Origin of the sequence: Streptomyces sp. NPDC059832 (assembly GCF_042731715.1) — a bacterium.
GTDB lineage: Bacteria > Actinomycetota > Actinomycetes > Streptomycetales > Streptomycetaceae > Streptomyces.
This window is the reverse complement of the sequence record NZ_JBHWIY010000010.1, coordinates 228,190-252,826: the sequence shown is the minus strand read 5'-3', so window position 1 is coordinate 252,826 and position 24,637 is coordinate 228,190. Positions and strand designations below refer to the sequence as shown.

Sequence of the window (24,637 nt, the reverse complement as noted above, 5' to 3'; positions counted from 1 at the left end):
GGCCAGATGTCGGAACCCGATGCAGCACGTGACCGATGGGCGTCCATCAAGTGAACTGACCCAATTCGGCCCGGGTTTGAGCGTTCGAGGCTGGCATATTCCTGCGTATGCCGACTTCCCGTCCCCGCCTGCGCGCGGGCTCGCTCGCCGCGCTGCTCACCGTCGCCGCAGTCTGCGCGGGTGACGCCGTGGCACGCGTCTTCCCGTTCGGGCCGCACACCCGCAGCGTCAACGACCTGGGCAATCAGTTCGTACCGTTCCACGCCCGGCTGTGGGACCTGCTGCACGGGAATGCCGACGGCGGGCTGCTGCTCAACTGGTCCTCCGGGTACGGGACGAGCTTCCTGCCGGATCTCGGCACCTATCTGACCAGCCCGTTCGCCCTGCTCGTCGGGGTCTTCCCGCGAGAGCGGATCGATCTCGCGGTCTATGTGGTCACGGTCCTGAAGATGGCGTCGGCGGCGGCGCTGATGGCCGTGTTCCTGCTGACGCTGCGCGGCGGGCGCCGGTGGGCGGCCGGGGCGCTCGGCGCCTCGTACGCGCTGTGCGGCTGGTCGGTCGCCGAGGCCTCGTACAACCCGATGTGGCTGGACGGGCTGGTCGCCCTGCCGCTGCTCTGCCTGGTCGCCGAGTGGGCCCGTACGGGACGGCACCGGATCGCCGGGCCGCTGCTCGTCGCGGTGGTGTGGGCGGCCAACTTCTACACGGCGTACATGGCGACGCTCGGTGCCGCCCTGGTGCTGGCCGTCCGGCTCTTCACCGAGCGGGACGACCGGCGGACGGTGGTCCGGGGGCTGGCGCGGGCCGTCTGCACGGTCGGGGTGGGCGTCGGGCTCTCGGCGCCCGTCCTGCTCCCCGTCTACCTGGGCACCAAGCACGCCTACCCGGGCTGGGACCGTCCGTTCGCGCCCGCCGCCTGGCCCGATGTGCTCGCCCGGCTGCTGCCCGCCACGTACAGCTTCTTCACCCCGGCCCTCTTCCTCGGCACCGGCACCCTGCTGCTGGCCTGTGCGCTGGCCTTCCAGCGGTCCGTGCCGGGGCGCGAGCGGTGGGCGTGGACCGGGCTGGTGGCCGGGGTCGCGCTGTCGTTGCAGTGGGGCCCCACGCATCTGCTCTGGCATGCCTTCACCACGCCCAACGGCAGTCCGTACCGGCAGACGTTCGTGCTGGCCGGGCTGGTGGTGATCGCCGCCTGGGTCTCGGTCTCCTACGACTGGCCGGGGCGACGGGCGCTGCTCGGCGGGGGCGTGGTCCTGGTGCTGCTCGCGGCCGGGGCCGGCTTCAGCGACCTGGTCACCGGGTGGACGTATCCGCTGTTCGCGGTGGGTCTGGTGGCCGCGGTCTGCGCTCTGGTGCTGGTCGGGCGGGGCCGGAGGCTCGCGGCGCTGGCCGCCGTGCTGCTGATCGGCGCGCAGGCCGGGCAGGCCGCCGCGACCACCGCGTACTTCGACCGGCAGCGGCTGAACCGGCTCGACGACTACGCGCCCTGGGGCGAACGGCAGCGGACCCAGGCAGCCGTGGTCGCGGGCGCCGACGGCTGGCCGGGCTATCGCACGGACCCCGGCCGGGAGCAGACCACCGCGAACGATCCGCTGCTGGTGGGTGGGCAGGGCGGCGCGTACTACAGCAGTCACACGCCCGCCGTGCTGACCCGCACGATGCGGGCGCTGGGCGGCGGGTGGACATCGAACGGCCGGGCCGTGCAGAGCCTCGACAACCCGGTCACGGACGCGGTCTTCTCGGTCGGCGCGCGGGTGCGCGGGCCGCGCGATCCGCACCAGGGGGCGAACGTCCCGGACGACCGGCCGGTGACGGTGAGCCGTGCCGAGACGCCGCCGCTGGTGACGGTGCGCAGGCCCGGCGGTCCGGTGCCGTACGGCCGTTCGCCGTTCCGGAACCAGGAGCAGCTGCTCGGCTCGCGGGTCTACACGGTCCCGACGACGGTGCTGCGCACGGTGGACGGCGACGCGGTGGCCGACAAGGGGGCGTACGACTACCGGGTGGGGCGCGGCACGTACACGCTGACCGCTGCCTGCCCGGCGGGCACCGAGGCGTATCTGTGGTCGCCCGACATGTTCGGCCGGGCACGGCTCGGCGACGGCCCGGAGGTCGAGTTCAAGGGGCAGCTTCCGGCCAGGCGGGCCGCGATGCACCGCCTGGGCACGGTCGGCGGGGCCGGGAGCGTGCGGGTCACACTGACCCCGGTGCGCGCCGGGACCGTGCCGCATCGGGCGATCGGCTGTCTGGACCGGTCCCGGCTGTCCTCGGCGGTCGCCGGACTGAAGCGCACCGGCGCGGCCACGGTCCACGTCACCGACCACGGCATCCGGGCCGAACTGCCGCCCGGCACCACCGGAACGGTCGTGATCGCCGCGCCCCGGATCGCGGGCTGGAGCTGCCAGGGCCGCCCCGCCGACAGCTACCTGGGCCTGGTCGCCACCCCGGCCCCGGCCCGCGGCACGGCGGTCGACTGCACGTTCCGGCCCCCGGGCCTGCGGGCGGGCGCGTTGGCCGGGGCGGGCGCGCTCACCGTTCTGGTGCTCGGCGGGGCGGTGCTCGTGTACCGGCGGCGACGGGACGCGGGGGCCGGGCAGCCCGGCCCCGACCGGTCGCGGGAGCCCGCCCGAAACCCGGAGCCCGTGGACGCCTGACCGGGGGCGGGGGCGGGACGCCTGCCCCCGGGCCGGCGGTCAGCCGCCCCGCACCTCCATCTGGCGGTCGAGCCGGCGGCGCAGCTCCACCGGCAGCGGGTGGTGGGGCCCGTAGGCCCGCTCGGCGTCGTACAGCAGCGCCTGGAGCTGCACGCGCGCCGTCACGTGGTCGCCGAGCGCGAGCAGCAGGTGCGCGATGCGGTTGCGGATCTCGAAGAAGCGGGCCGGGTCGCTGCCCGTGACGCGGTGGTTCTCGTAGTACGGGAGGACCGCGCGGTACTCCGCGAGCGCGGCGGCCGGTTCGCCGAGCTGCTCCAGGCACTGGGCCGCGTCGTAGCGGAACTGGAGCGTCTGCGCGTCGGCCGGGCCGGCCTCCGCCGCGCGGTCGTCGGCGAGGCGGCGCAGCTCGGGCAGGGCGCGGCGGTACTGGCCGTCGTCCATCAGCGTCGCCGCGTACTGCTTGCGCAGGATGCGGACCACGGCGGAGTCCTCGCCGTGCTGCTCGGCGGCGACCGGGAGGATCGAGCCGAGGATGTCCACGGCCTGGGTGATCCGGCCCTCGCCGAGCAGCTTCTTGACGTCGTCGACGGCGGCGGCCACGTCGGGCCGGGCCGCCGCGGGGGCGGGCGGGGCCGGTGGCGGGGGCGGGGCGGCGGCGCGGTCGGGCCACGGGGCGTGCGGGCGCAGGAACGGGCGGGTCGGGTCGAGCGGTCCGACGGAGAGCCCGGTGCCCGGCGAGGGGAGCAGCGGGGCGAGGTGTTCGTACACCTCCTGGGCGCCGGACGGCCGGTGCTGCGGGTCCTTGGCCAGCAGCCGCAGCACCAGCGCTTCGAGCGGCTCGGGGATGTCGGGCCTGATCCGGCGGACCGGGACCGGCGGCTCGTAGAGGTGGCGGTGCAGCACACCGAGGGCGGTGGACCCGGCGAACGGCACGTCGCCGCTGAGCAGTTCGTGGAGCAGCACGCCGAGGGCGTACAGATCGGTGTACGGGCCGACGGCGCCGCCCATCGCCTGCTCGGGTGCCATGTAGGCCGGGGAGCCGATCGGCGAACCGGTGTGGGTGAGCCGGGTGGTGTCGGTGTCGAGGACGGAGGCGACGCCCAGGTCGAGGACGGTGACGGTGCCGTCCGGGCGCACCATCACATTGCGGGGCTTGAGGTCGCGGTGGACGATCGGCACCGCGTGCACGGCGCACAGCACGGCGCAGAGCTGGGCGGCGACCGCGACGGACCACTGCCAGGGGTACGGGTCGTGCTCGGCGAGATGGTCGGCGAGGTCGGCGCCCTCGACGTACTGCATGACGAGGAACAGGTCGTCGCCGTCGCTGCCCGCGTCGTGGACGGTGACCAGGCCGGGGTGGTCGACCTGGGCGGTGACCCGGCACTCGCGGACGAAGCGGCGGCGCAGCTCGCCCGCGGCCTCGCTGCCGATGGGGCCGGTGACCCGGTCGGGGCGCAGCAGTTTCACCGCGACGCGGCGGTCCAGGCGCTGGTCGTAGGCCGTCCAGACCTGGCCCATGCCGCCCTGTCCGAGGATGGTCGCCAGTTGGTACCGCCCGCCGATGACTCGTCCGCTCACCGGCCCTCCTCCTTGCGGAGATAGTCGCTCAACTCGTCGAGCTCGGCGCGGACCTGGTCGATGCGGTGGGGCTGGGGCGAGGGCTGCGGCTGGGGCTGCGGCTGCGGCTGCTGTGCCGGTTGTACCGGCGGCGCGGGCGCCGGGGCCGGCATGGGCGCGGGCATGGGCGCGGGCATGGGCGCGGGCATGGGCGCGGGCATGGGCGCGGGTGCGGGCATGGGCGCGGGTGCGGGTGCGGGTGCGGGCATCCGCGTCGGCACCGTGGGCGCGTACTGGTACCCGTATCCGTACCCCGGCACCGGCGGGACGGCAGCGTAGCCGCCCATCGGGTGCTGCTTCGTCAGCCGTTCGTAGTGGCGTACGTCCCCGACCAGGTAGTACGCGATCGAGCCCAGCATCACCACCAGCAGCAACGGGATGAGGACGTTGTCGATGCCGGTCGGCTCGTCGTTGCCGTCCCGGCCGAGGATCGGCAGGAGCACACAGACGAACACGAACCCGGCTCCGGTCAGCCACCAGTCGGACGCCCGGCGGCGCACGATCGCGAGACGGAGCAGCGGACTCCACAGCAGTATCCCGACCGAGCCCACCGAGAGCACGACGAACAGCACCCGCATGGAGACGATCCAGGCCCGGCTGGGAACCCGGCGCGGCGGCGTCGGCGGATGACCCGGGGCGTACATGGCTGCTCCTGGAGACCTGGTCGTTGAACATCCGCGCACACGCTCCGTGTGCGCAGACCCGAGCGTAAAGGGCGACACCGACAACCGGCCCCGGGTTGTACGGATCGGCTGTGGTTCAGCTCACTCCGGTGCGACCGTGCCGTCCGTCAGCCCGTCGTACATCCCCTGGACGAGCTGTCCGCCGAGCCGGCCGGCCAGCCTCAGGGCGTCCTCGAACTCGGCCAGGGCGCGGAACCGTTGCCCGTACCGCTGCTGCTCCGCGAGCGGCAGCCGGGGCAGTTGGAGGCGGCGGGCGTCCAGCCGGGTGGCGGTGGAGGCGTAGCTGCTGGCCTGGCGGTTGTTGGCGGTGCCGCGCAGGAAGCCGGCCAGGAACCAGGGGTCGAAGGCGGCCGGATCGGGGCGCAGCAGCTGGAGGTTGCGGCCCAGTGCGGCGCCCGCGGTGGCGTCGTCGACGACGCGGGCGACGGAGCCGCCGCCGAGCACGGGGACGACGACGTCGCCCGGTTCGACGAGGACCGGTTCCTCTGCGGGCCCGTCGACGGGCAGGCTTCCCGAAGGGGCGGTGGAGCCGAGGACGTCGTGTTCGGTGAGGACGGGCCCCGGGCCGGTTCCGGAGCCGCCGGTGCGGAGCTGGAGGGCGCCGGCGCGGGCGAGTTCGCCGACGGTGGTGAGCGGCCAGTGGGCCGGTTCGGAGGGGGTCACGGCCACTGGGGTGAGGGTGCCGGTGAGGCCGAGCGTCTCGGTGAGCCGCTCCCGTACCCGGATCAGCTCGGCGGGTCCGTCCGCGGCGGCAGGGGGCGGCAGATGGCGGGCGGGGGCCAGGTCCACGTCGTCGTCGAGAAGTTCGATGACGGGTACGGCGCGGCTGACGCCGGGACGGGCCGGGGCAGGGTGGCCCGGCCCGGTCCGGCCCTCCCGCCCGGGGCCTCCCGCGTCGTCGAAGGACTGCCAGGCGTCGAGCACGGCACCGTGCACCGCCTGCCAGTCGAGCCGGTCGCGCCCGCCCGCCGGGGCGGTCGCCGCCGGGCCCGCCGAAGGCGATTCGGCGGGTTCGGCGGTGTCGACGAGCAGCAGTTCGGGCGAGGGGTGCAGGCCGCTGCCGGGCTTGCGGAGCACCCAGAGGTGGAGCGGGATGCCGTACGGGGGTGCGGCGCCGGCCGGGAGCGCGATGACGGCGCGCAGGGCGCCGCGGCGCAGCAGATCGGCGCGGATCCGGCGGCCGGAGCGGCGCGAGGCGGCGGCCGGGGGCATCAGCAGGACGGCGGTGCCGCCCTCGCGCAGATGGGCCAGGGCGTGCTGGACCCAGGCGAGTTCGGACTCGGTACGGGCCGGGAAGCCGTACTCCCAGCGCGGGTCGTAGGCGAGCTCGTCGTGGCCCCAGTTGCGTTCGTTGAACGGCGGGTGGCAGAGCACCGCGTCGGCGGCGAGCTGCGGGAAGGCGTCGGCGCGCAGGGTGTCGGCGGTCCGTGCCGCCAGGGCGCAGCCGGTGTCGGTGCGCAGGGCGAGCCTCAGCGCGGTGAGCGCGGCGAGGTCGGGGTCGGTCTCCTGGGCGTACAGGGCGGCCGGCCGGCCGACGGCTCGCAGCAGGGCGCCGGTGCCCGCGGCCGGGTCGAGGACCGTGCGGGCGGGCCGCTCCCCCGTCTCCACCAGGGCTGCCATCAGTTCGGCGAGTCCGGGCGGGGTGAGGGTGTACTGGCGCGGGTTGGCGTCCAGCTGACGGCCGAGCAGGAACTCGAAGGTCTCCTGGACCCCGGTCCCGGCGGCGAGTTCGGCGGCGCCGCGGAGCAGCGGAACGGAGGGGAGCAGTTCGGCGGGGCTCGGGGCGTGAACGGCCCGGCCGGCTTCCGCCGCCGGTCCGAAGCGGGTGGTGAGCACCTTGTCGACGGCGAGGGAGAGCACGCCGGCCATCCCTTCGTCCGACGCGGCGGTGATCTCCGGCCAGGCCTTGGGGGAGGTCCGCAGGAGCAGCAGGGCGCAGCCGGTGTGGACCAGGGCGGGGACCGCGCCGGCCGGGTGCCCGGCGAGCTGCTGCCAGACCCGCTCCCGCAGCGGGACCTCGGCGAGTTTCCCCTGGTCGCGAAGCCATTGCTCGACCTCGGGCAGTGCGAAGGACGGGCTCGTCTCGGTGCCGCCGACCGGCTTGGGGAAGTCGGCGTGGCGGCGGCGCCAGTTGCTGACCGCGGCGCGCCCCACCCCCGCCAGCCGTGCGATCCCGGCCGCGGTCACCTCTGTCGAGTTCTCCGGCACTGACTGTCTCCCTGGTCCTGGCGCTCGTCCCGGTACTGCTTGTCGGCGAGCATACCGACCCGATTCACACGACATCGATTCACAGCGTGCATCAACCCATCCATCATGAACCGTGTTGACTCGGTTCACAAGCTCTGCTGTTATTGACCCATCGCCGCACGACAGCGAGCGATGCACGAGCACGACGCACGAATCCGCTCACCACCCATCCCTGCTTTTGCCGGAGGGCACAGCCATGTCCCAGTTCACGCAGCCGCCGCAGTCCCCGCAGCCCCAGCAGCCGTACGCCCCCGCCCAGATGCCGGGCATGCGCCCGGCCCGTAACGGACTGGGCATCGCCGCCCTCGTCCTGGGTGTCATCGGCGCCGTGTCCGGCCTGATCCCCTTCCTGTTCTGGCTGGCGGGCATCCTCGGCCTCATCGCCCTGGTCCTGGGTCTGGCCGGCCGGGGCCGCGCGAAGCGCGGCGAGGCCACCAACAAGGGGATGACCACCTTCGGCGCCGTGCTCGGCCTGATCTCGCTGATCCTCGCGGTGGTGGGCGCGGTGATCACCTTCAAGGCCGTGGACGACGCCGTGAACGACCTGAACAAGGCGGTGTCGGACACCACGGCCTCCGCGAAGCCGAAGCCCGGCGGCGACTCCGCCAAGGGCGGCGCGGACAAGAAGAAGGACACCGGCAAGGCGCTGGAGGCGGGCGACTCGGCCGTGTACGACGACGATCTGACGGTCACGGTCGGCGACGCCACCTCGTACACCCCTGACGCCTACGCCGCCGGACACACCAAGGGACAGAAGGCCTACCGGGTCGCCGTCGTCATCGAGAACGCGGGCAAGGAGAAGTTCGACGCCGCGCTCGTCAGCGTCTCGGCGCGGGCCGGCCAGGACGGTGTGGACGCCGAGCAGATCTTCGACAACAAGGTCGGCACGGGCTTCAGCGGCACGGTCCTGCCGGGCAAGAAGGTCACGGTCCAGTTCGCCTTCGACACCCCGGCGGACGCCAAGAACCTGACCGTCGAGGTCAACCCCGGCTTCACGTACGACGCCTCGCAGTGGGACCTGAAGCTCTGACCGTCCCCCTCGGACCGACCGACCGGAGCCCGACCACCATGCGCCTTCCCGCCCGCGCCTCGGCAGCCGCCCTGAGCGCCGCGACCGCCCTCGCCCTCGCCACGGCCTGCGGAATGCTTCCGGACGACGTACCCGACGCCACCGCCCCCTACGCCCGGCTGAGCGCCCCCGAGGTCGTCAACAAGGCCCTCGCGGCGACCCGCGCCGCCAAGTCGCTGCGCATGACGGTGGAGACGACCTCCCCCGAGGGCCCGGTCGAGGCGTACGTCGCCACGGACGTCAGGGGCGAGTGCACGGTCACGCTCTCCATGGGCGCGGCGGGCACCATGGAACTGGTACGGACGGGCGGCACGGTCCACACCCGGTCGGACGCCGCGATGCTGCGCTCAGTCTCCGCCTCCGCCTCGCAGGCCAGGAAGCTCACCGGCCGCTGGCTGAAGCCCACCGCCGCCGACCGGCACGCGAAGCTGGCCGAGCGCTACTGCGACCGGGAGACCTTCCTCGGCCTCCTCGCACCGAAGAGCGGAACGGCCCGCAAGGAACGGACGACGGCACCCGGCTCCGGCACCCCCGCCCTGACCGTCACCGGCGAGGCGGCCGACGGGAACTGGACGGCGGACATCGCCACCGACGGCAAACCCCTCCTGCTCAAGCTGCGTCTGAACCCGCCCCTCCCGCACGGCGCATCGGGAAGGGACACCGACCGCACCGCCCCCGTGACAGTCGAATTCTCAGAATTCGACGAGCCGTTCACGGCGAACAAGCCGAAGCCCTGAACTCCCCGAACGCTTCAGGCCACAGAACCCGCCCCGCTCCCGGGCGGGTTCTGCGCACCCCGGACTCCCCCGCTCACCCGCCGCACTGCTCCAGCATCGCCGTCTTGTCGGCGGCGGTGACCGGCAGTTCGTACTTCAGGGACACCTGCGCGAACCGCACCGCGTACGAGCAGCGGACCGGCTTGTACGGCGGCAGCCAGGAGGCCGGCCCCGAGTCGCGCTTGGCGTTGTTGGCCGGGCCGTCCACCGGGATGAGGTTGAGCGGGTCGTTGGCGATCTGCTGCCGCTTGGCCTCGTTCCAGCGCGCGGCGCCCATCTGCCAGTCGTACGAGAGCGGCATGACGTGGTCGATCTGGACCTTGGTGGCCTGCTGCTTGCGCCAGTCGATGGTCGAGCCGGTGTACGGATCCTTGAGGGTCATCGACACGACCACACAGTCCGAACCGGAGCGGAACTTCACGTCCTTGCCGTCCCGGGCGAGGAGGTCGTTACGGGTGTCGCAGCCGTTCCTCGCGAGCGGTATCCCGTCGACCGAGTCCTTCCACGCGTAGCCGAACTTGTCCCGCGCGTAACCGGTCTTCGGCCCCCGCCCCTTCGTCGCCACCTTCTCGATGACCTTCCGCCCCGCCGCCCGGTCCGCCTCGGAAGTCAGCGGTGCGAGCCCCGGCTTCGTACCGTCGGCGTTGTCGAGCGGACTGGCCCCGAACCCGGTGACGGCCTGCCCGCCACCGTCCGAGCCGCCGCCCTGCCGCCCGGTCCCGGAGGACGCGCTCTCGGGGTCACAGCCGGCCAGGGCCAGCACCGCCGCCACGCTGAGGGCGGGCAGCATCACTCGGTAAGCGCGGGAAGATATCACTCGAAACCGTCCTGACGGGGAGAAAGCCGAACCCGGGAATCCTACGGACGCCTTCTCCTCGCGGACATGCACATGCCGACGGCCCGAGCGATTGCGGCACGAATCACACCGGCCGAGCCACCGGACCACTCAACGTACATCCGTGCAAGTTACCTAGATGTACGATTCCGTCCCCCGGCTGGAACGGGTGGCCCGGGAGGCTGCGGGCCTGCCACGAGTTCTGCGTCGGCCTGCGCCGGGATGAGGAACCGGTACGGCTGGAGGTCCGTGACAGCGGGCCCGGACAGCTGGTGGTCCGGCGTCCCGATCACGACGCGTGCTCGGGACGCGGGTTACACCTCGTGAACGAGCTCGCCGACAGCTTCGGAGTCGATGACCACATCGTCGGTAAGCCCGTGTGGCTCATGTTCAGATGCCCGCCGCCCACCTCACGCCGTGAAAAACCCGGCCCCGCCGCACTCGCGACGGGGCCGAATCAGTAGGCGTCCCGGGGCTACGACCCCAGGATCGTGGTCAGGAACTCCCCCGTCCACGCCAGCAGTTCGCGGCCCACGACCGGCTTGCCGCCGACCTTGCCCGTGGTGGGGCGGGGGACCAGGATCTGGTGGACGGCCGGCTTGATGACCGTCCTCGGGTAGAGGCGCTTGAGGCGGAGCTCCTGCGATTCGCGCAGCTCCACCGGGGCGAACCGGATGTTCGGGCCCTGGAGGACGATCTCGCCGACGCCGCAGGCGCGGGCCAGCATGCGCAGGCCGGCGACCAGGAGGAGGTTCTCGACCGGTTCGGGGAGCTTGCCGTAGCGGTCGGTGAGTTCCTCGCGGACGGCCCTGATGTCGTCCTCCGTGTTGGCGGAGGCGATGGCGCGGTACGCCTGGAGGCGCAGCCGCTCGCCGGGGGCGTAGTCGTGGGGGACGTGGGCGTCGACCGGGAGCTCGATCTTGACCTCCAGGGGCGGCTCCTCCTCCACGCCGCCTTCGAGGGAGGCCCGGTAGTCGGCGACGGCCTCGCCCACCATGCGTACGTACAGGTCGAATCCGACGCCCGCGATGTGGCCGGACTGTTCGCCGCCCAGGAGGTTTCCGGCGCCACGGATCTCCAGGTCCTTCATCGCCACGTACATGCCCGCGCCCATCTCGGTGTGCTGGGCGATCGTGGCCAGGCGCTCGTGGGCCGTCTCGGTGAGCGGCTTCTCCGGGGGGTAGAGGAAGTACGCGTAGCCGCGTTCGCGGCCCCGGCCGACACGGCCGCGCAGCTGGTGGAGCTGGGAGAGGCCGAAGTTGTCGCCGCGCTCCACGATCAGGGTGTTGGCGTTGGAGATGTCGATGCCGGACTCGACGATCGTCGTGGAGACCAGGACGTCGAACTTCTTCTCCCAGAAGTCCACCACCACCTGCTCCAGGGCCTGTTCGGACATCTGGCCGTGGGCCGTCGCGATACGGGCTTCCGGAACGATCTCGCGCAGCCGCGCGGCGGCGCGGTCGATCGACTCGACGCGGTTGTGGATGTAGAACGCCTGGCCCTCGCGGAGCAGTTCGCGGCGGATGGCCGCGCCGATCTGCTTCTCCTCGTACGGGCCGACGAAGGTGAGGACCGGGTGGCGCTCCTCGGGGGGCGTGGTGATCGTCGACATCTCGCGGATGCCGGTCACGGCCATTTCGAGCGTACGGGGGATCGGCGTCGCGGACATGGTGAGGACGTCCACGTTGGCGCGGAGCTTCTTCAGCTGCTCCTTGTGCTCGACGCCGAAGCGCTGCTCCTCGTCGACGATGACCAGGCCCAGGTCCTTGAACCGGGTCTCGGAGGAGAAGAGGCGGTGGGTGCCGATGACCAGGTCGACGGAGCCCTCGCGGAGCCCTTCGAGGGTCGCCTTGGACTCGGAATCCGACTGGAAGCGGCTCAGCGCCCGTACGTTGACCGGGAATTGGGAGTAGCGCTCGGTGAACGTGCCGTAGTGCTGCTGGACCAGCAGGGTGGTGGGTACGAGGACGGCCACCTGCTTGCCGTCCTGGACCGCCTTGAACGCCGCCCGTACCGCGATCTCCGTCTTGCCGTAGCCGACATCGCCGCAGATCAGCCGGTCCATCGGGACGGACTTCTCCATGTCCTCCTTGACCTCGGCGATGGTGGACAGCTGGTCGGGCGTCTCCGCGTACGGGAAGGCGTCCTCCAGCTCGCGCTGCCAGGGCGTGTCGGGGCCGAAGACATGGCCGGGGGCCGCCATCCGGGCCGAGTACAGCTTGATCAGGTCGGCGGCGATCTCCTTGACGGCCTTCTTGGCGCGTGCCTTGGTCTTCGTCCAGTCGGCGCCGCCGAGCCGGTGCAGGGTGGGGGCCTCGCCGCCGACGTACTTGGTGACCTGTTCCAGCTGGTCGGTCGGGATGTACAGGCGGTCGCCCGGCTGGCCGCGCTTGGCCGGGGCGTACTCGACGAGGAGGTACTCGCGGGTGGCGCCCTGCACCGTGCGCTGCACCATCTCGATGTAGCGGCCCACGCCGTGCTGTTCGTGGACGATGTAGTCGCCGGTCTCCAGTGTCAGCGGGTCGATCGTCTTGCGGCGGCGGGCCGGCATCCGGCCCAGGTCCTTGGTGGCGGTGCGCTGGCCGGTGAGGTCCGTCTCGGTGAGTACGGCGAGCTTCAGCGCCGGGTCGACGAAGCCGTGGTCGATCGCGCCGCAGGAGACGTGGACGACGGACGGGGAGATCTCCGCCAGGTCCGGGTCGAGGCGGGCGGCGATGCCCTCGCCGCTCAGCAGCTCGACGGTGCGGGAGGCGAGGCCCTGGCCCTCGGTGACGTACACCGTGCGCCAGCCGTCGGCGAGCCGGCCCTTGGTGTCGGCGAACGCGCGGGCGGTGTCGCCGCGGTACGCCTCCGGGGCGTGCATGCCGAGCTTGAGCGTGTCGGTGTCCCCGTCGGCCTCGTCGGCCTCGCCGGCGGCGAACGGGGAGACCGACCACCACATCATCTCCAGCTCGCGGGCCCGGTCCCGGACGTCCGCGATGCCCCACAGCGAGGCCGCGCCGACGTCGATCGGGGCCTCGCCTCCGCCCGCGGTGGCCGCCCAGGAGGCCTGGAGGAACTCCTGGCTGGTGGCGACCAGGTCGGCGGCCCTGGTGCGGACCCGCTCCGGGTCGCAGACCAGCGCCATCGAACCCTTCGGCAGCACGTCGAGCAGCAGCTCCATGTCGTCGACGAGGACCGGGGCGAGGGACTCCATGCCCTCCACCGCGATCCCCTCGGCGATCCTGCCGAGCAGCTCGCCCAGCTCCGGGTGCTGTTCGGCGAGGGCGGCGGCCCGCTCCCGCACCTCGTCGGTGAGCAGCAGCTCGCGGCAGGGCGGCGCCCACAGCCCGTGCTCGGCGATCTCCAGCGACCGCTGGTCGGCGATCTTGAAGTAGCGGATCTCCTCGACGTCGTCGCCCCAGAATTCCACCCGAAGGGGGTGCTCCTCGGTCGGCGGGAAGACGTCCAAGATGCCGCCGCGCACGGCGAATTCGCCACGCTTCTCGACCAGTTCGACCCGGGAGTACGCGGCCGCCGCGAGCGCGTCGACCGTCTTGCCGAGGTCGGCGCTCTGTCCGATGCGCAGCGCTACGGGTTCCAGGTCGCCGAGCCCCTTGACCTGCGGCTGGAGCACGGAGCGGATCGGCGCGACGACGACGGAGACCGGGCCGGTCTCCGGGTCGTCCTTCCTCGGGTGCGCCAGGCGTCGCAGCACGGCGAGGCGGCGGCCCACGGTGTCCGAGCGGGGCGAGAGCCGCTCGTGCGGCAGGGTCTCCCAGGACGGGAACTCGGCGATCGTGTCCGGCGGCAGCAGGGTGCGCAGCGCGGCCGCCAGGTCCTCGGCCTCCCGGCCGGTCGCGGTGACGGCGAGCACGGTCCGCCCGGTCTCGCGGGCCAGCGCGGCGACGGCGAAGGGGCGGGCGGCGGGCGGGCCGACGAGGTCGACATGCATGCGGTGGCCGTCGTCGGCGGCCTTCACCGCTTCGGAGAGTGCCGGGTCACGTACGACGACATCCAGCAGACCGTGCAGGCTCATGAAGGGCTTCCGTCCGGGTAACGAGGGCGAGGTCCGGCAGCCGGCTGCTGCCAGGGCAACGCGAAGGGCAACGCGAAGCGCCCGACACGTGCTGGGGGTGGCGTCCGGGTCAGGCCGGATCAGGGAGCGAGGGCTGGTGCGTGCAGCTGCAAGGCGGACGAGGGAGCCCACGCGGAACGTGGGCGACCGACGACAACGCCGCAGATGTGCGTGCCGGCCCTCATGAGCCCGGCATGATCCAGAAACCACCCCCAGGCGTACCGGGGGGTTCCCAGCCTACGACTCCGATGTGACAGCCGCGCCCGCAATCCGGCCCGGCGGGGCGTCCGGGGGCGACGTCCGGACACACGAATCCGGCCCCGGGGTGTTTGGAGGAACACCCCGGGGCCGGATCAGGTCATCCTACGTCGCCGTCGCACGCCCTAATCCGTGGCAATCGCGTTCAGGACGTTCATCCGGCCCGCCCGGAACGCCGGGACCAGGGCGGCGAACAGCCCCACGAAGGCCGAGGCGACGAAGACCGTGAGGATCGTCGGCCACGGGATCTCCAGGACGCCGAGGCCCTCCAGGGCCAGCAGCTTCTGGGCCGCGGTGCCCCAGCCCATGCCCAGGCCGAGGCCGAGCAGGGCGCCGAAGACCGCGATGACCACCGACTCCAGGCGGATCATCCGGCGCAGCTGGCGGCGGGAGAGGCCGATGGCGCGCATCAGGCCGATCTCGCGGGTCCGCTCGACCACCGACAGGGCCAGGGTGTTCACCACACCGAGCACGGCGACGATGATCGCGAGCGCCAGCAGGCCGTAGACGATGTTCAGCAGCTGGCCGATCTGGTCCTTCAGCTGCTCCTTGAAATCGGCCTGATTCTTCACCTCGTACTGCGGGTACTTGGCCAGGGCGCTCTTGAGGGCGGCGTACGCCTCCTTCTCCTTGCCGTCCGCGGCCTTCGCGAACATGATCATGTTCTGCGGCAGGGTGTCGGCGGGGACGTACCGCGCGGCGGTCGTGATGTTGACGTACATCGCGCCCTTGTCGATGTTCACGTCGTCCGAGGTGATCGCGGCGACCTTCAGCTTCGCGGTCTCGCCGCCCTTGAAGGCGACGGTCATCCGGTCACCGACCTTGACGCGGTGCTCGGTGGCGTACGTCTCGCCGACCGACATGGCGTCCTTGCCGTACGCGGCGGCCAGCTCGCCGGAGACCGTCTCGCGGCGGACGTCGTCCTTGTACGAGGGGTCGGCTGCGACCAGTCTCCCGTCCTCGGTGGTGCCGTCGGGGGCGGTCAGCCGGGCGCCCACCATCTTGTAGTTGGTGAAATGCTCGATGTCCGGCACGGTCGTCAGGGCCTTCGCCGCCTGGGCCACGATCGGTGCGCCGCCGCCGCCGGCCGGCTGGACGATGAAGTCCGCGCCGACCGACTTGTCGAGTTCCTCGGTGGCCGAGGCGACCATGGAGGAGCCGACCACCGAGAGGCAGGCGACCAGGGCGAGGCCGACCATCAGGGCGGCGCCGGTCGCTCCGGTGCGGCGCGGGTTGCGCAGGGCGTTGCGCTCGGCGAGCCGTCCCACGGGGCCGAACATGCGCAGCATGACCGCGCTCAGCACCCGGACCACGAAGCCGGCCAGCAGCGGGCCGATGACGATGAAGCCGATCAGGGTGAGGAGCACGCCCACACCGAGGAGGAGCGAGCCCTCGCTCGACTTGTCGGCCTTCGTCGCGGCGAGGAGCGCGGCGCCGCCGGCGAGCGTGAGGACCAGACCGATCGCGGCCCGGACCCGGCCCGCGCGGCCGTCCGCCGGGGTTCCGGCGTCGCGCAGGGCGGCCATCGGGGAGACCTTCCCGGCCCGGCGGGCCGGGAAGTACGCGGCGACGACGGTGACGACGATGCCGAGCACGAGGCCGACCACGGGGGTCGTCCAGGCGACGGTGAGGTCCTCGGTGGAGAGCTCCATGCCCATGGCGCCCATGAGCTTCATCAGGCCGACGGCGAGGCCGACGCCCGCGCCCACGCCGAGGAGCGAGCCGACGACGCCGAGGAACAGCGCCTCGATCAGCACGGACCGGTTGACCTGCTTGCGGCTGGAGCCGATGGCCCGCATCAGGCCGATCTCGCGGGTGCGCTGGGCGACCAGCATCGAGAAGGTGTTGACGATCAGGAAGATGCCGACGAGGAGGGCGATCCCGGCGAAGCCGAGCATCGCGTACTTCATGACGTCGAGGAAGGAGCCCATCGAGTCCTTGTTGGCGTCCGCGGCCTCCTTCTGTGTCTGGATCTTGTACGTGGAGTGGCCGCCGAGCGCCGTGGCGACGTTCTTCTTCAACTGCTCGTCGGCCACGCCGGATTCCGCGGTGACGGAGATCAAGCTGAAGACATCGGGCTTGCCGAGCAGCTTGGTCTGCGCGGTGGCGGTGTCGAAGTAGACGACCGCGGCACCGGGGTTGGTGACCTTGAAGGTGGCGATGCCGCTGATCGCGGCCTTGATGTCGCCGTTGGCGGTGATGGTGCGCAGCTCGTCGCCGAGCTTCAGGTGGTGCTTCTCGGCGGTGTCGGCGTCGACCATCACCTCGGTCGGGCCGCGCGGTGCGTGACCGGAGGAGATCTCCATCGAACGCAGGTCGTTCCTCGTCCAGTTGCCCGCGATCGTCGGGGCACCCGAGGTCGAGCCCATGTTCTTGTCGTGGCTGTCGACGACGGTGACGGACATGCTGGAGACCGCGCCCTCGGCCGCCTTCGCGCCGGTGGCCTTCGCGACCTGCCCGACGGCGGACGCGGGGATCGTGACGGGCTTGCCGTTGCCCGGGAGCCGGTCGTCCTTCTTGGGCTCCTTCGGGCTGACCGTGACATCGGCCGCGGTCGCGGCGAAGAGCTTGTCGAACGTGGTGTTCATGGTGTCGGTGAAGACGAGCGTGCCGCACACGAACGCCACCGACAGCAGGACCGCGACGGCGGAGAGCGCCATGCGTCCCTTGTGGGCGAAGAAATTCCGCCTCGATGTCTTCCAGACGGTCATGACGTCCGCCCGCGCGAGTCGAAGTCCTTCATCCGGTCGAGGACCTGGTCGGCCGTCGGGTTGTGCATCTCGTCGACGATGCGTCCGTCGGCGAGGTACAGCACCCGGTCCGCGTAGGAGGCGGCCACCGGGTCGTGGGTGACCATGACGATGGTCTGGCCCAGCTCGTCGACCGACCTGCGCAGGAAGCTCAGCACCTCGGCGCCGGCCCGCGAGTCCAGGTTGCCGGTGGGCTCGTCGCCGAAGATGATCTCCGGCCGGGCGGCGAGCGCCCTGGCCACCGCGACGCGCTGCTGCTGGCCGCCGGAGAGCTCGGTGGGCCGGTGCTTGAGCCGCTCGGCGAGACCGACGGTCTCCACGACCTGCCGCAGCCAGGCGGCGTCGGGCCTGCGGCCCGCGATGTCCATCGGCAGCGTGATGTTCTCCAGCGCGTTGAGCGTGGGGAGCAGGTTGAACGCCTGGAAGATGAAGCCGATCCGGTCCCGGCGGAGCTGGGTGAGCTTCTTGTCCTTGAGCCCGGTGATCTCGGTCTCGTCGAGGAAGATCTGCCCCGAGCTCACGGTGTCCAGGCCGGCCAGGCAGTGCATCAGGGTCGACTTGCCGGAGCCGGACGGGCCCATGATCGCGGTGAACTGCCCGCGGGCGATGTCCACGTCGACATGGTCGAGCGCGACGACCCGGGTCTCCCCCGCCCCGTACGCCTTGACGACCTGCCGCGCTCGCGCAGCGACGGCCGTACGCCTTCCAGTGCCCCCGTGCCTGGGAATGGTTACAGCCGTTGTCACGGTTTTTCTCCTATGTCGGTCAGTGTTGAGAATGCGTCGGTGCGCGTACTGAGTCTGGTGTCGGGAGCGGATCCGGCGCACTGGTGCCCGGCGCAGTTCCCGGGTGGGGTTTTCCCCACCCCGCCCCTGTGCCCGACCGCGTCCGCGGTGGGATTCGGCCGCTTTTCGCGGTGTAGGAACACGATAAGGAACAAGCCATCGCCACCACGTCCTCCGCCGGGAGGAACCGCCCCTGGCCAGATATAAGGAGCTCCCCCTAAGGGTCTCGACCCCTGGGTGGAGTCCCGTATCAGGGGCTGGACCCAAGGGTGTACCGGCCGGGTCGGCCAGAGCCCGCTTCACGCCCGGCCGCCACCTTCCATTCACGGGGCCGCACGCAACTGAGCCATTACCGTGGGTAATTCAGGCCACCCTCTCCCCAACTGCCGTACCCACGAGTAATGTTCGCGCTTCCGACCGCACCCCGCACTCCTGCCTTGCCGTCCAGACCAGGACCCGAGCCACGCAAGGAGCAGCACCCCGATGTCGCACGGAAACCCGCCCCCATCCCCCCACCACCCCGACTATCTGCTCCCCTGGCAGAGCTCGGAGCAGGCGCCGCCCGCCCGGCCGCCGAGCACACCCGACACACCCGCACCGGCGCCCACCCCCGGCCGCCACAGCGACCTGCGCCGGCTGCGCACCGCGTACCGACTGCTGCGGCGCATCGCGACCCTGACCGCGCTCGGCTACTTCGTGGCCTTCCTGCTGCTCTCCGGATTCGCCAAGGAGCTGATGGACCGCCCTCTGTTCGGCGGTCTCAACATCGGCCTCGCACTGGGGCTCTGCCAGCTCCCCGTGACCCTGCTCGCCATCGTCGTGTACGAGCGGACCGCACGGCGCACGGTCGACCCGCTCGCCGCCCGGATCCGAAGAGCGGGAGCGGCCCGGTGAACGGATTCAACAATTCCGCGCAGTCGATGTCCCTGGTGGCCTTCCTCGCCGTGGGCACCGTGGCTCTGCTGCTCTGCGTGATGACCGGCCCGGACCGCGACGACCTCGACGAGTTCTACACCGGCTCCCGCTCGCTCTCGCCCATGCAGAGCGGCCTCGCCCTCGCGGGCGACTACCTCTCCGCGGCCACGGTGCTCGGCACCACCGGCATCATCGCCCTCACCGGCTACGACGGGATGATCCTCGCCCTGAGCATCACCCTCTCGCTCGTCCTGCTGATGTTCCTGCTCGCCGAACCCCTGCGCAACACGGGCGGGTTCACCATGGGTGACCTGCTCGTGCGCCGTGCCCCCGGCCGCGCGGTCCGCATCACCGCCTGCGCCGCCACCCTCGCCGCGCTCGTTCCGATGATGGTCGTCCAGCTCGCCAGCAGCGGCGATCTGCTCGCCTTCATCCTGGGATTCGACACCTCGGGATTCCGCACCGGCGCCATCATCGGGCTCGGCACCCTGATGATCGGCTACGCGGCGATCGGCGGGATGAAAGGCACCTCGCTGATCCAGATCGTGAAGACCGTGGTCCTCTTCGTGGCCGCCTTCACCATCGCCGTACTGATCATGAACCGGTTCGACTGGAACACCGACTCCCTGCTCTCCGCCGCCCGGCAGAGCAGCGGCGCGGGGGCCGCGTATCTGCGCTCGGGGCTCCAGTTCGACGGCAGCGGACTCGACATGGTCAGCTCCGAACTGACCGTGGTGCTCGGCGCCGCCTGCCTGCCGCACGTCGCCATGCGCATGTCGAGCGCCCGCTCCACCCAGGCCGTCCGGCGCTCGATGTCCTGGGCGGTCGGCGTGGTCGCCGCGATCTGCCTGCTGCTCGTCGTGATCGGCTTCGGCGCGGGGGCCCTCGTCGGCCACGACGTCATCACCGCCGCCGGGGCGTCCGGGAACAGCGCGATCCTCCAGATCAGCGGCGAGGTCGCGAACGGTACGCAGATGGGGGCCCTGATCATCACGACGATGACGACGGCGATCTTCCTGACCCTGCTCGCCTCCGTCGCCGGAATGATCCTGTCCTGCGCCAACTCCCTCGCCCACGACCTCTTCGCGCACGGCCTGCACGGGGTGCGCGACCCGGACCGCAAGCCGCTGCCGGGCCTGTCCGAGATGCGTACGGCACAGATCTCGGCGATCGTCGTCGGACTGCTCGCCACCGTTCTCGCCGTCGTGGCCAGACACTGGAACGTACAGGCGCTGGCGACGCTCTCGTTCTGCGTCGGCGCGTCCGCGTTCGCCCCGGCACTCGTCTACAGCATGTTCTGGCGGCGCTTCACCCGTACCGGGCTGCTCTGCACCCTCGTCGTCGGCACCCTCACCACGCTGGTGCTGATCACCGGCACCAACCTGGTCTCCGGCTCACCCACCTCGGTCTTCCCCGACCACGACTTCAACTGGTTCCCGTACACCACCACCGGGCTCGTCTCCATCCCGGCCGGATTCCTGGCGGGCTGGCTGGGGACGGTGCTCCCCCGCCACACGGCCCCTGCGGCACGCCGGCTCTACCAGGGCGAGGAGCCCCGGATCCTGGCGGGCGTGCCACCCACACCCCGGCGCTGAACACGGCCTCCGGGAGCGGCGGTTGCGCCGTCCGGCGCGCAGGGGCCCGCCCCCTGCGCGCCGGTCAGGAGTTGCGCCACAGCTGTGCCGGCTCCGAGGGATTGCACGCCACCGACTGGAAGCCGATGCTGCTGAACATCTGGAGGCAGACGCCCTCGGCGACGTTCACCAGGGTGTGACCGGCCGATGTCTTGGTCCCGATCCGCCAGACCTGGGACTCGGAGGAGTTGCAGGTCTCGGCCGACAGCCCCGCGGGCCCGTTCAGCCTGAGGCAGTTGCCGGTGCCCTGGCCGACGAGCTTGAACCTGCCGCCGGACGTGGGTCTGTACGTCCACTTGTAGTAGAGCGTGGCCCCGTTGTGCGCCGGCTCGCCGCACACCGAGTTCATCAGCATGGAACCCCCGTAGGGGGACGCGGACTCCCCGAGGCACCGCTTGTTGGACGCGTTCTTGAGGTAGTACTGCCCCGAGGGCGCCGGGACCTGCCCGCCGCCGGAACCGCCGGAGCCGCCCGAGCCGGAGCCGCCCGAGGGCTTGGAACCGCCGGATCCGGAGCCGGAGCCGCCCGAGGGACCGGAACCACCGGCATCACCGGCACCGCCGGAACCGTCGGAACCGCCGGAACCGGCCGAACCGGAACCCCCGGCCCCGCCGTCCCCGCCCTTCCCGTCCTTCCCGTCCTTCCCGCCCTTCGCCTTGTCGGCGGAGCCGTCCGGCGAGGCGGAGCCCGACTTGGAGCCCGACGAGGGGGAGTGCGACTTGGCGGGGTCAGAGGAGCGGCCGTCCGCCGGGGATCCGGTCGGCCCGGCGGTGAGCGACGGCGGCGCCGCGACGTCGGAGTCCGAACCGCGGGGACGGCCGATCTCGTACGGCCCGAGCGCCAGGGTCAGGGTCGTGCCCGCGACCACCACGACGGGCAGTGCGACGAGCAGCACCCGGGGACGGCGCCTGCGCGGCTGCTCGGGGACGGCGCCGGTCGTCCCGACATCCGGCAGGGAGGGCACCGCGGCGGGAACGGGCGCCTGCTCCGGTTCGGGCTCCTCGGCCGGCGGCGGTTTCGCCGCGAACGCGGCCCGCTCGGTGATCCGGTCCGTGACGGCCGGCGGCCACGGCGCGGAGACCGCGGCGGGCACCCGTTCGTCGGCGATCCCGAAGAGCTCGGCGGCCGTCGGCCGGTCCGCGGCGTCCTTGGCGAGACAGGACTCGACCACGGCGGCCAGGGCCGGATCGAGGTCCGGCAGGCGCCCGAGGTCGGGTTCGGTGTGCACGATCCGGTAGAACAGGCCCGGCCCCGACCCGTCGCCGAACGGCGGGCGGCAGTTCGCCGCGAACAGCAGCAGGCCGGCCAGTCCGAACACATCGGCCGCACCGGTCAGATCCCGCTCGGCCATGGCCTGCTCGGGGGCCATGTAGGCAGGCGTCCCGATGACCATCCCGGTCCTGGTCACCCTGCTCTGGTCCGCCGCCCGTGCCACCCCGAAGTCGATCAGGGTCACACCGTCGAGCGTCAGCATGACGTTGGAGGGCTTGAGGTCGCGGTGCACCATCCCGGCCGCGTGCACGGCACGCAGACCCCTCGCCCCGTCCCGGAGCAGCCGCCACAGAGCGTCCGCGGGCAGCGGGCCCTCGTTCAGCCGCAGCGCATCGCTCAGGGTGATGCCGGGGATGTACTCCGTGGCGAACCACGGAGGCTGCGCCGTGCGGTCACTGGCCAGCAGCCGCGCACTGACCCCGGACGGCAGCTTGGCGAGATTGTCGAGCTCGTGCCCGAAGTGGGACAGGAAGTCCTTGTCCGCGGCCAGTACCGGAAGCACCTGCTTGACCGCCGCGTACCGCCCCGCCGAGGTACCGAGATAGACCCGGCCCATACCGCCGGTACCAAGGATGCCGAGCAGTCTGAAGGCGCCGATCCGCCGGGGATCGTCCGGCTCCGTCGGTTTGGCCCCGCTGCCCAGTAAACGTGACTCTTCTTCAGCTCCCCCGTGCATGGCGTCAGATTAGCCCAGCCTCGAACGGGCGCACGATGGTTCCTCGGCCACGCACGGGCCCGGGAGAGGAGTCGGCCGGATCAGTCCTGCGCCGGTGTCACCCGCCCGGTGAGCGCCGCGAGCGAATTCCGTACGTGCGCCATGTGCGCCTGCACCTCCTCGCGGCCCTCCTCGTGCTCCCGCATGATCCGCTCCGTCTCCCGGACCACCCGCTCCTCACGGACCCTGGCCGCCGCGATCAGCTCCGCGGCCCGCGCCTCGGCGTCCTCCTCACCGTGCCGGGCGGCCTCCTCCGCCTCCGCGAGCGCCCGCCGCGCCTCGGCCAGGCGGGCTTCCGCCTGCTCGGTCAGCTCGTCGTGGTGCGCCGACTGCGCGGCCTCGGCCCCGGCCAGTTCGAGCTCGGCCGCCTGCCAACGCTCGGAGTGCTCCTGCTCCTGGTGCGCGAGGACGCTCTCGGTACGGCGGATCGTCTCCGTCATCATGGACTCCGAGCGCTCCCGCACCTCCGCGGCCTCCTCGCGGGCCTCGGCAACGGTCCCGTCAGCGGTGCCCCTCGCCGTGGACAGCGTCTCGTCGGCGTGGGTCACGGCCGCGGCCCGCATGGCCTCGGAGTCCGCCCGCGCCGAAGCACGGATCCCGCGGCCCGCCTCGTCCGCCGCGTCCCGCAGCGCCTGCGCCTCCTCCTGGGCGGCGCCCCGCACGGTCTCCGCCTCGCCCTCGGCGAGCGCCAGGATCTGCTGGGCACGCTCACCCAGCGATTCGTAGTTCTGCGGGGCGAGCGTGGCGACGACCTCGCTCAGCCGGACCGACTCCGCCGACAGCTCCGCCACCGACGCGGTCAGCCGGGACACCTCGTCCAGCGCCGCGTCCCGCTCCGCCGAAAGCCCGGCCACCGCGCGGTCCACCTGCTCCGGACGGTAACCACGTCCTCGTCCGCCGACGAAGCCGTGCGCGGACACCGGTGCAGAACTCATCCTTGAAGCCTCTTTCCGACTCTCCGACCATCAGCAGTAGGTCAAGGATGCGGCAATTGGCCCAGAAGTCGGAATCGATCAACTGCTTTCCGGGCGGAAGCGACAGGCATCACAGACAGCGCACAGCACGGCGCCCGGCCCCCTTCCGGGAGCCGGGCGCCGTCCGCGGAACCCGCCGGGTCAGATCAGCCCGTCCCACATCTGTTCGAGAAGTACGGACCACCAGCTCTCCGGCGACGCCAGCGCCGCCGCGTCCAGCGCCACCAGCTGGGCCTGGAAGTCGACCGTCCAACGGCCCGCCTGCTCCGGGTTGAGCCCGAAGCGCAGCCGCCACATCCGGCCGAGCAGCGCCATCGAACGCTGGAACTCCGGCAGCCCCGTGTTCACGAACTGCGGCGCCACCGACTGACCGCCCGGCCCCGCCTCGACCGGCACGGCCACGATGTTCGCGGTCCCGTACTGGACACAGATCGCCCGACCGAAGTCGGACCCCATGACGAGATACGACCCCGCGTCGGGGGCGGCCTGCACCTGGCGCTGCGCGGCGAGCTCGGCCAGCGTCGGCACCACCGGCTGACCGGGCTGCGCCCAGAAGAACGGCCCGAAGTCGGCGGGCAGCCCCGCCCACACCAGCGTGCGCGCCACGGTCTCGGGCACACCCTGACGGGAGACGGCACGCTGATCGAAGCGGCAGATGCCCTGCGGCCCGAAGGTATGCAGCAGCTCGTCCGCGATGACCTCCGGCGGCGCCGCCATCGCGGGCGGCATCTGCGGCAGCGGCGCGCGCACCGGAGCCGGACGGGCCGGTCCGTCCGCCACCTGGTGCAGCTCGCCCTGGTGGGTGAGCAGATGCTGCATGCCCTGCTGACGGCTGGCGTGATCGGTGCCGTACGGGGCGACGCTGGTGATCCGCACCTGCGGCCAGGTCTCACGGATCATCCGCGCGCAGTAACCACCGGGCAGCTCGCAGGACTCCAGCTCGGTGTGCAGCTCGATGACCTGCTGCGGCGGCACGTTCATCGCGCGCAGCTCGTGCAGCATCTGCCACTCGGGGTGCGGGGTGCCGGGCGCCGAGCGCCGGATCAGCTGCTGCTCGCTGCCGTCGGGCGCGCGGTAGCGCAGCACGGCCTGGTAGCCGGGCCCGACGGTCGGCTGACCGGTGGGCGCCTGCGGATAGCCGTACGCCGGGGGCGGTACGGGGCCGGGGGCGCCGCCCTGCGGCACTCCGGGCGGGCCGGGAGGACCGGGGGGACCGGGGGGCTGCGGCGCGCCGGGGCCGCCCATGCCGGGGTCGGCGAGCATCGTCGCGGCATGGTGCACACCGCCACCGGGCGGCGGCGTCGAACCGGGCGGTGGCACCGGAGCACCAGGAGCTCCGGGAGGACCGGGAGGACCAGGAGGACCGGGAGGCCGCAGCCCACCCGGACCACCCATGCTC

At 72.2% G+C, this 24,637-nt stretch carries 15 protein-coding genes; 5 read left to right on the top strand and 10 right to left on the bottom strand.

Annotated elements, in window-relative coordinates; genetic code table 11:
* Nucleotides 1–107: 107 nt before the first annotated feature.
* Nucleotides 108–2,651, top strand: coding sequence for a YfhO family protein (locus ACFV8T_RS20160; protein WP_385329102.1), 2,544 nt, complete (start codon nucleotides 108–110; stop codon nucleotides 2,649–2,651).
* Between the two features lie 39 nt (nucleotides 2,652–2,690).
* On the opposite strand, the gene ACFV8T_RS20155 is transcribed toward ACFV8T_RS20160, so the two are convergent.
* The 3 genes from ACFV8T_RS20155 to ACFV8T_RS20145 all read right to left on the bottom strand — a co-directional run bounded on the left by ACFV8T_RS20155 (nucleotide 2,691) and on the right by ACFV8T_RS20145 (nucleotide 7,159).
* Nucleotides 2,691–4,229, bottom strand: a complete 1,539-nt coding sequence (locus ACFV8T_RS20155) for a protein kinase (protein ID WP_385329101.1) — start codon at nucleotides 4,227–4,229, stop codon at nucleotides 2,691–2,693.
* Nucleotides 4,226–4,912, bottom strand: a complete 687-nt coding sequence (locus ACFV8T_RS20150; RefSeq protein WP_385329100.1) for a hypothetical protein — start codon at nucleotides 4,910–4,912, stop codon at nucleotides 4,226–4,228. Before ACFV8T_RS20150 ends, ACFV8T_RS20155 begins: the two co-directional genes overlap by 4 nt.
* Before the next feature lie 120 nt (nucleotides 4,913–5,032).
* Nucleotides 5,033–7,159: an N-6 DNA methylase gene (locus tag ACFV8T_RS20145; protein ID WP_385329099.1), complete on the bottom strand. Its 2,127-nt coding sequence runs from the start codon at nucleotides 7,157–7,159 to the stop codon at nucleotides 5,033–5,035.
* Between the two features lie 235 nt (nucleotides 7,160–7,394).
* On the opposite strand from ACFV8T_RS20145, the gene ACFV8T_RS20140 reads away from it, so the two are divergent.
* Together ACFV8T_RS20140 and ACFV8T_RS20135 are read left to right on the top strand one after the other, a co-directional pair.
* Nucleotides 7,395–8,228: a DUF4190 domain-containing protein gene (locus tag ACFV8T_RS20140; protein WP_385329097.1), complete on the top strand. Its 834-nt coding sequence runs from the start codon at nucleotides 7,395–7,397 to the stop codon at nucleotides 8,226–8,228.
* Between the two features lie 38 nt (nucleotides 8,229–8,266).
* The gene (locus ACFV8T_RS20135) at nucleotides 8,267–9,004 is read left to right on the top strand and encodes a hypothetical protein (protein WP_385329095.1); all 738 of its coding nucleotides are present in this window, start codon (nucleotides 8,267–8,269) and stop codon (nucleotides 9,002–9,004) included.
* A 73-nt stretch (nucleotides 9,005–9,077) separates the two neighbouring features.
* On the opposite strand, the gene ACFV8T_RS20130 is transcribed toward ACFV8T_RS20135, so the two are convergent.
* The 4 genes from ACFV8T_RS20130 to ACFV8T_RS20115 all read right to left on the bottom strand — a co-directional run bounded on the left by ACFV8T_RS20130 (nucleotide 9,078) and on the right by ACFV8T_RS20115 (nucleotide 17,689).
* Nucleotides 9,078–9,833, bottom strand: a complete 756-nt coding sequence (locus ACFV8T_RS20130) for an HNH endonuclease family protein (RefSeq protein ID WP_385329251.1) — start codon at nucleotides 9,831–9,833, stop codon at nucleotides 9,078–9,080.
* A gap of 520 nt (nucleotides 9,834–10,353) precedes the next feature.
* Entirely contained in the window at nucleotides 10,354–13,896 is a 3,543-nt protein-coding gene (mfd, locus tag ACFV8T_RS20125) for a transcription-repair coupling factor (protein ID WP_385329093.1), read from the bottom strand.
* A 422-nt stretch (nucleotides 13,897–14,318) separates the two neighbouring features.
* Nucleotides 14,319–16,904 carry an ABC transporter permease gene (locus ACFV8T_RS20120; protein ID WP_385329091.1) on the bottom strand — a complete coding sequence of 862 codons (2,586 nt, stop codon included), beginning with the start codon at nucleotides 16,902–16,904 and terminating at the stop codon, nucleotides 14,319–14,321.
* Nucleotides 16,901–17,689 (bottom strand): ABC transporter ATP-binding protein, encoded by a 789-nt coding sequence (locus ACFV8T_RS20115; protein ID WP_266418337.1) that lies wholly within the window; start codon nucleotides 17,687–17,689, stop codon nucleotides 16,901–16,903. The genes ACFV8T_RS20120 and ACFV8T_RS20115 overlap by 4 nt, the downstream gene beginning before the upstream one ends.
* Before the next feature lie 522 nt (nucleotides 17,690–18,211).
* Between ACFV8T_RS20115 and ACFV8T_RS20110 the strand changes: the two genes are divergently transcribed.
* On the top strand, nucleotides 18,212–18,622 hold the full coding sequence (locus ACFV8T_RS20110) for a DUF485 domain-containing protein (RefSeq protein ID WP_385329090.1): 411 nt from the start codon (nucleotides 18,212–18,214) through the stop codon (nucleotides 18,620–18,622).
* Complete coding sequence (locus tag ACFV8T_RS20105) at nucleotides 18,619–20,238, top strand: cation acetate symporter (RefSeq protein WP_385329089.1); 1,620 nt, start codon at nucleotides 18,619–18,621, stop codon at nucleotides 20,236–20,238. The genes ACFV8T_RS20110 and ACFV8T_RS20105 overlap by 4 nt, the downstream gene beginning before the upstream one ends.
* A 64-nt stretch (nucleotides 20,239–20,302) precedes the next feature.
* On the opposite strand, the gene ACFV8T_RS20100 is transcribed toward ACFV8T_RS20105, so the two are convergent.
* From ACFV8T_RS20100 to ACFV8T_RS20090, 3 genes are all read right to left on the bottom strand, one after another.
* Nucleotides 20,303–22,225 carry a protein kinase gene (locus ACFV8T_RS20100; protein ID WP_385329087.1) on the bottom strand — a complete coding sequence of 641 codons (1,923 nt, stop codon included), beginning with the start codon at nucleotides 22,223–22,225 and terminating at the stop codon, nucleotides 20,303–20,305.
* An 80-nt stretch (nucleotides 22,226–22,305) separates the two neighbouring features.
* Nucleotides 22,306–23,199 carry a cellulose-binding protein gene (locus ACFV8T_RS20095; protein ID WP_385329086.1) on the bottom strand — a complete coding sequence of 298 codons (894 nt, stop codon included), beginning with the start codon at nucleotides 23,197–23,199 and terminating at the stop codon, nucleotides 22,306–22,308.
* Nucleotides 23,200–23,379: 180 nt separating this feature from the next.
* Nucleotides 23,380–24,637, bottom strand: a 1,258-nt coding sequence (locus tag ACFV8T_RS20090; RefSeq protein WP_385329085.1) for an SUKH-4 family immunity protein, incomplete at its 5' end; no start/stop codon positions are given.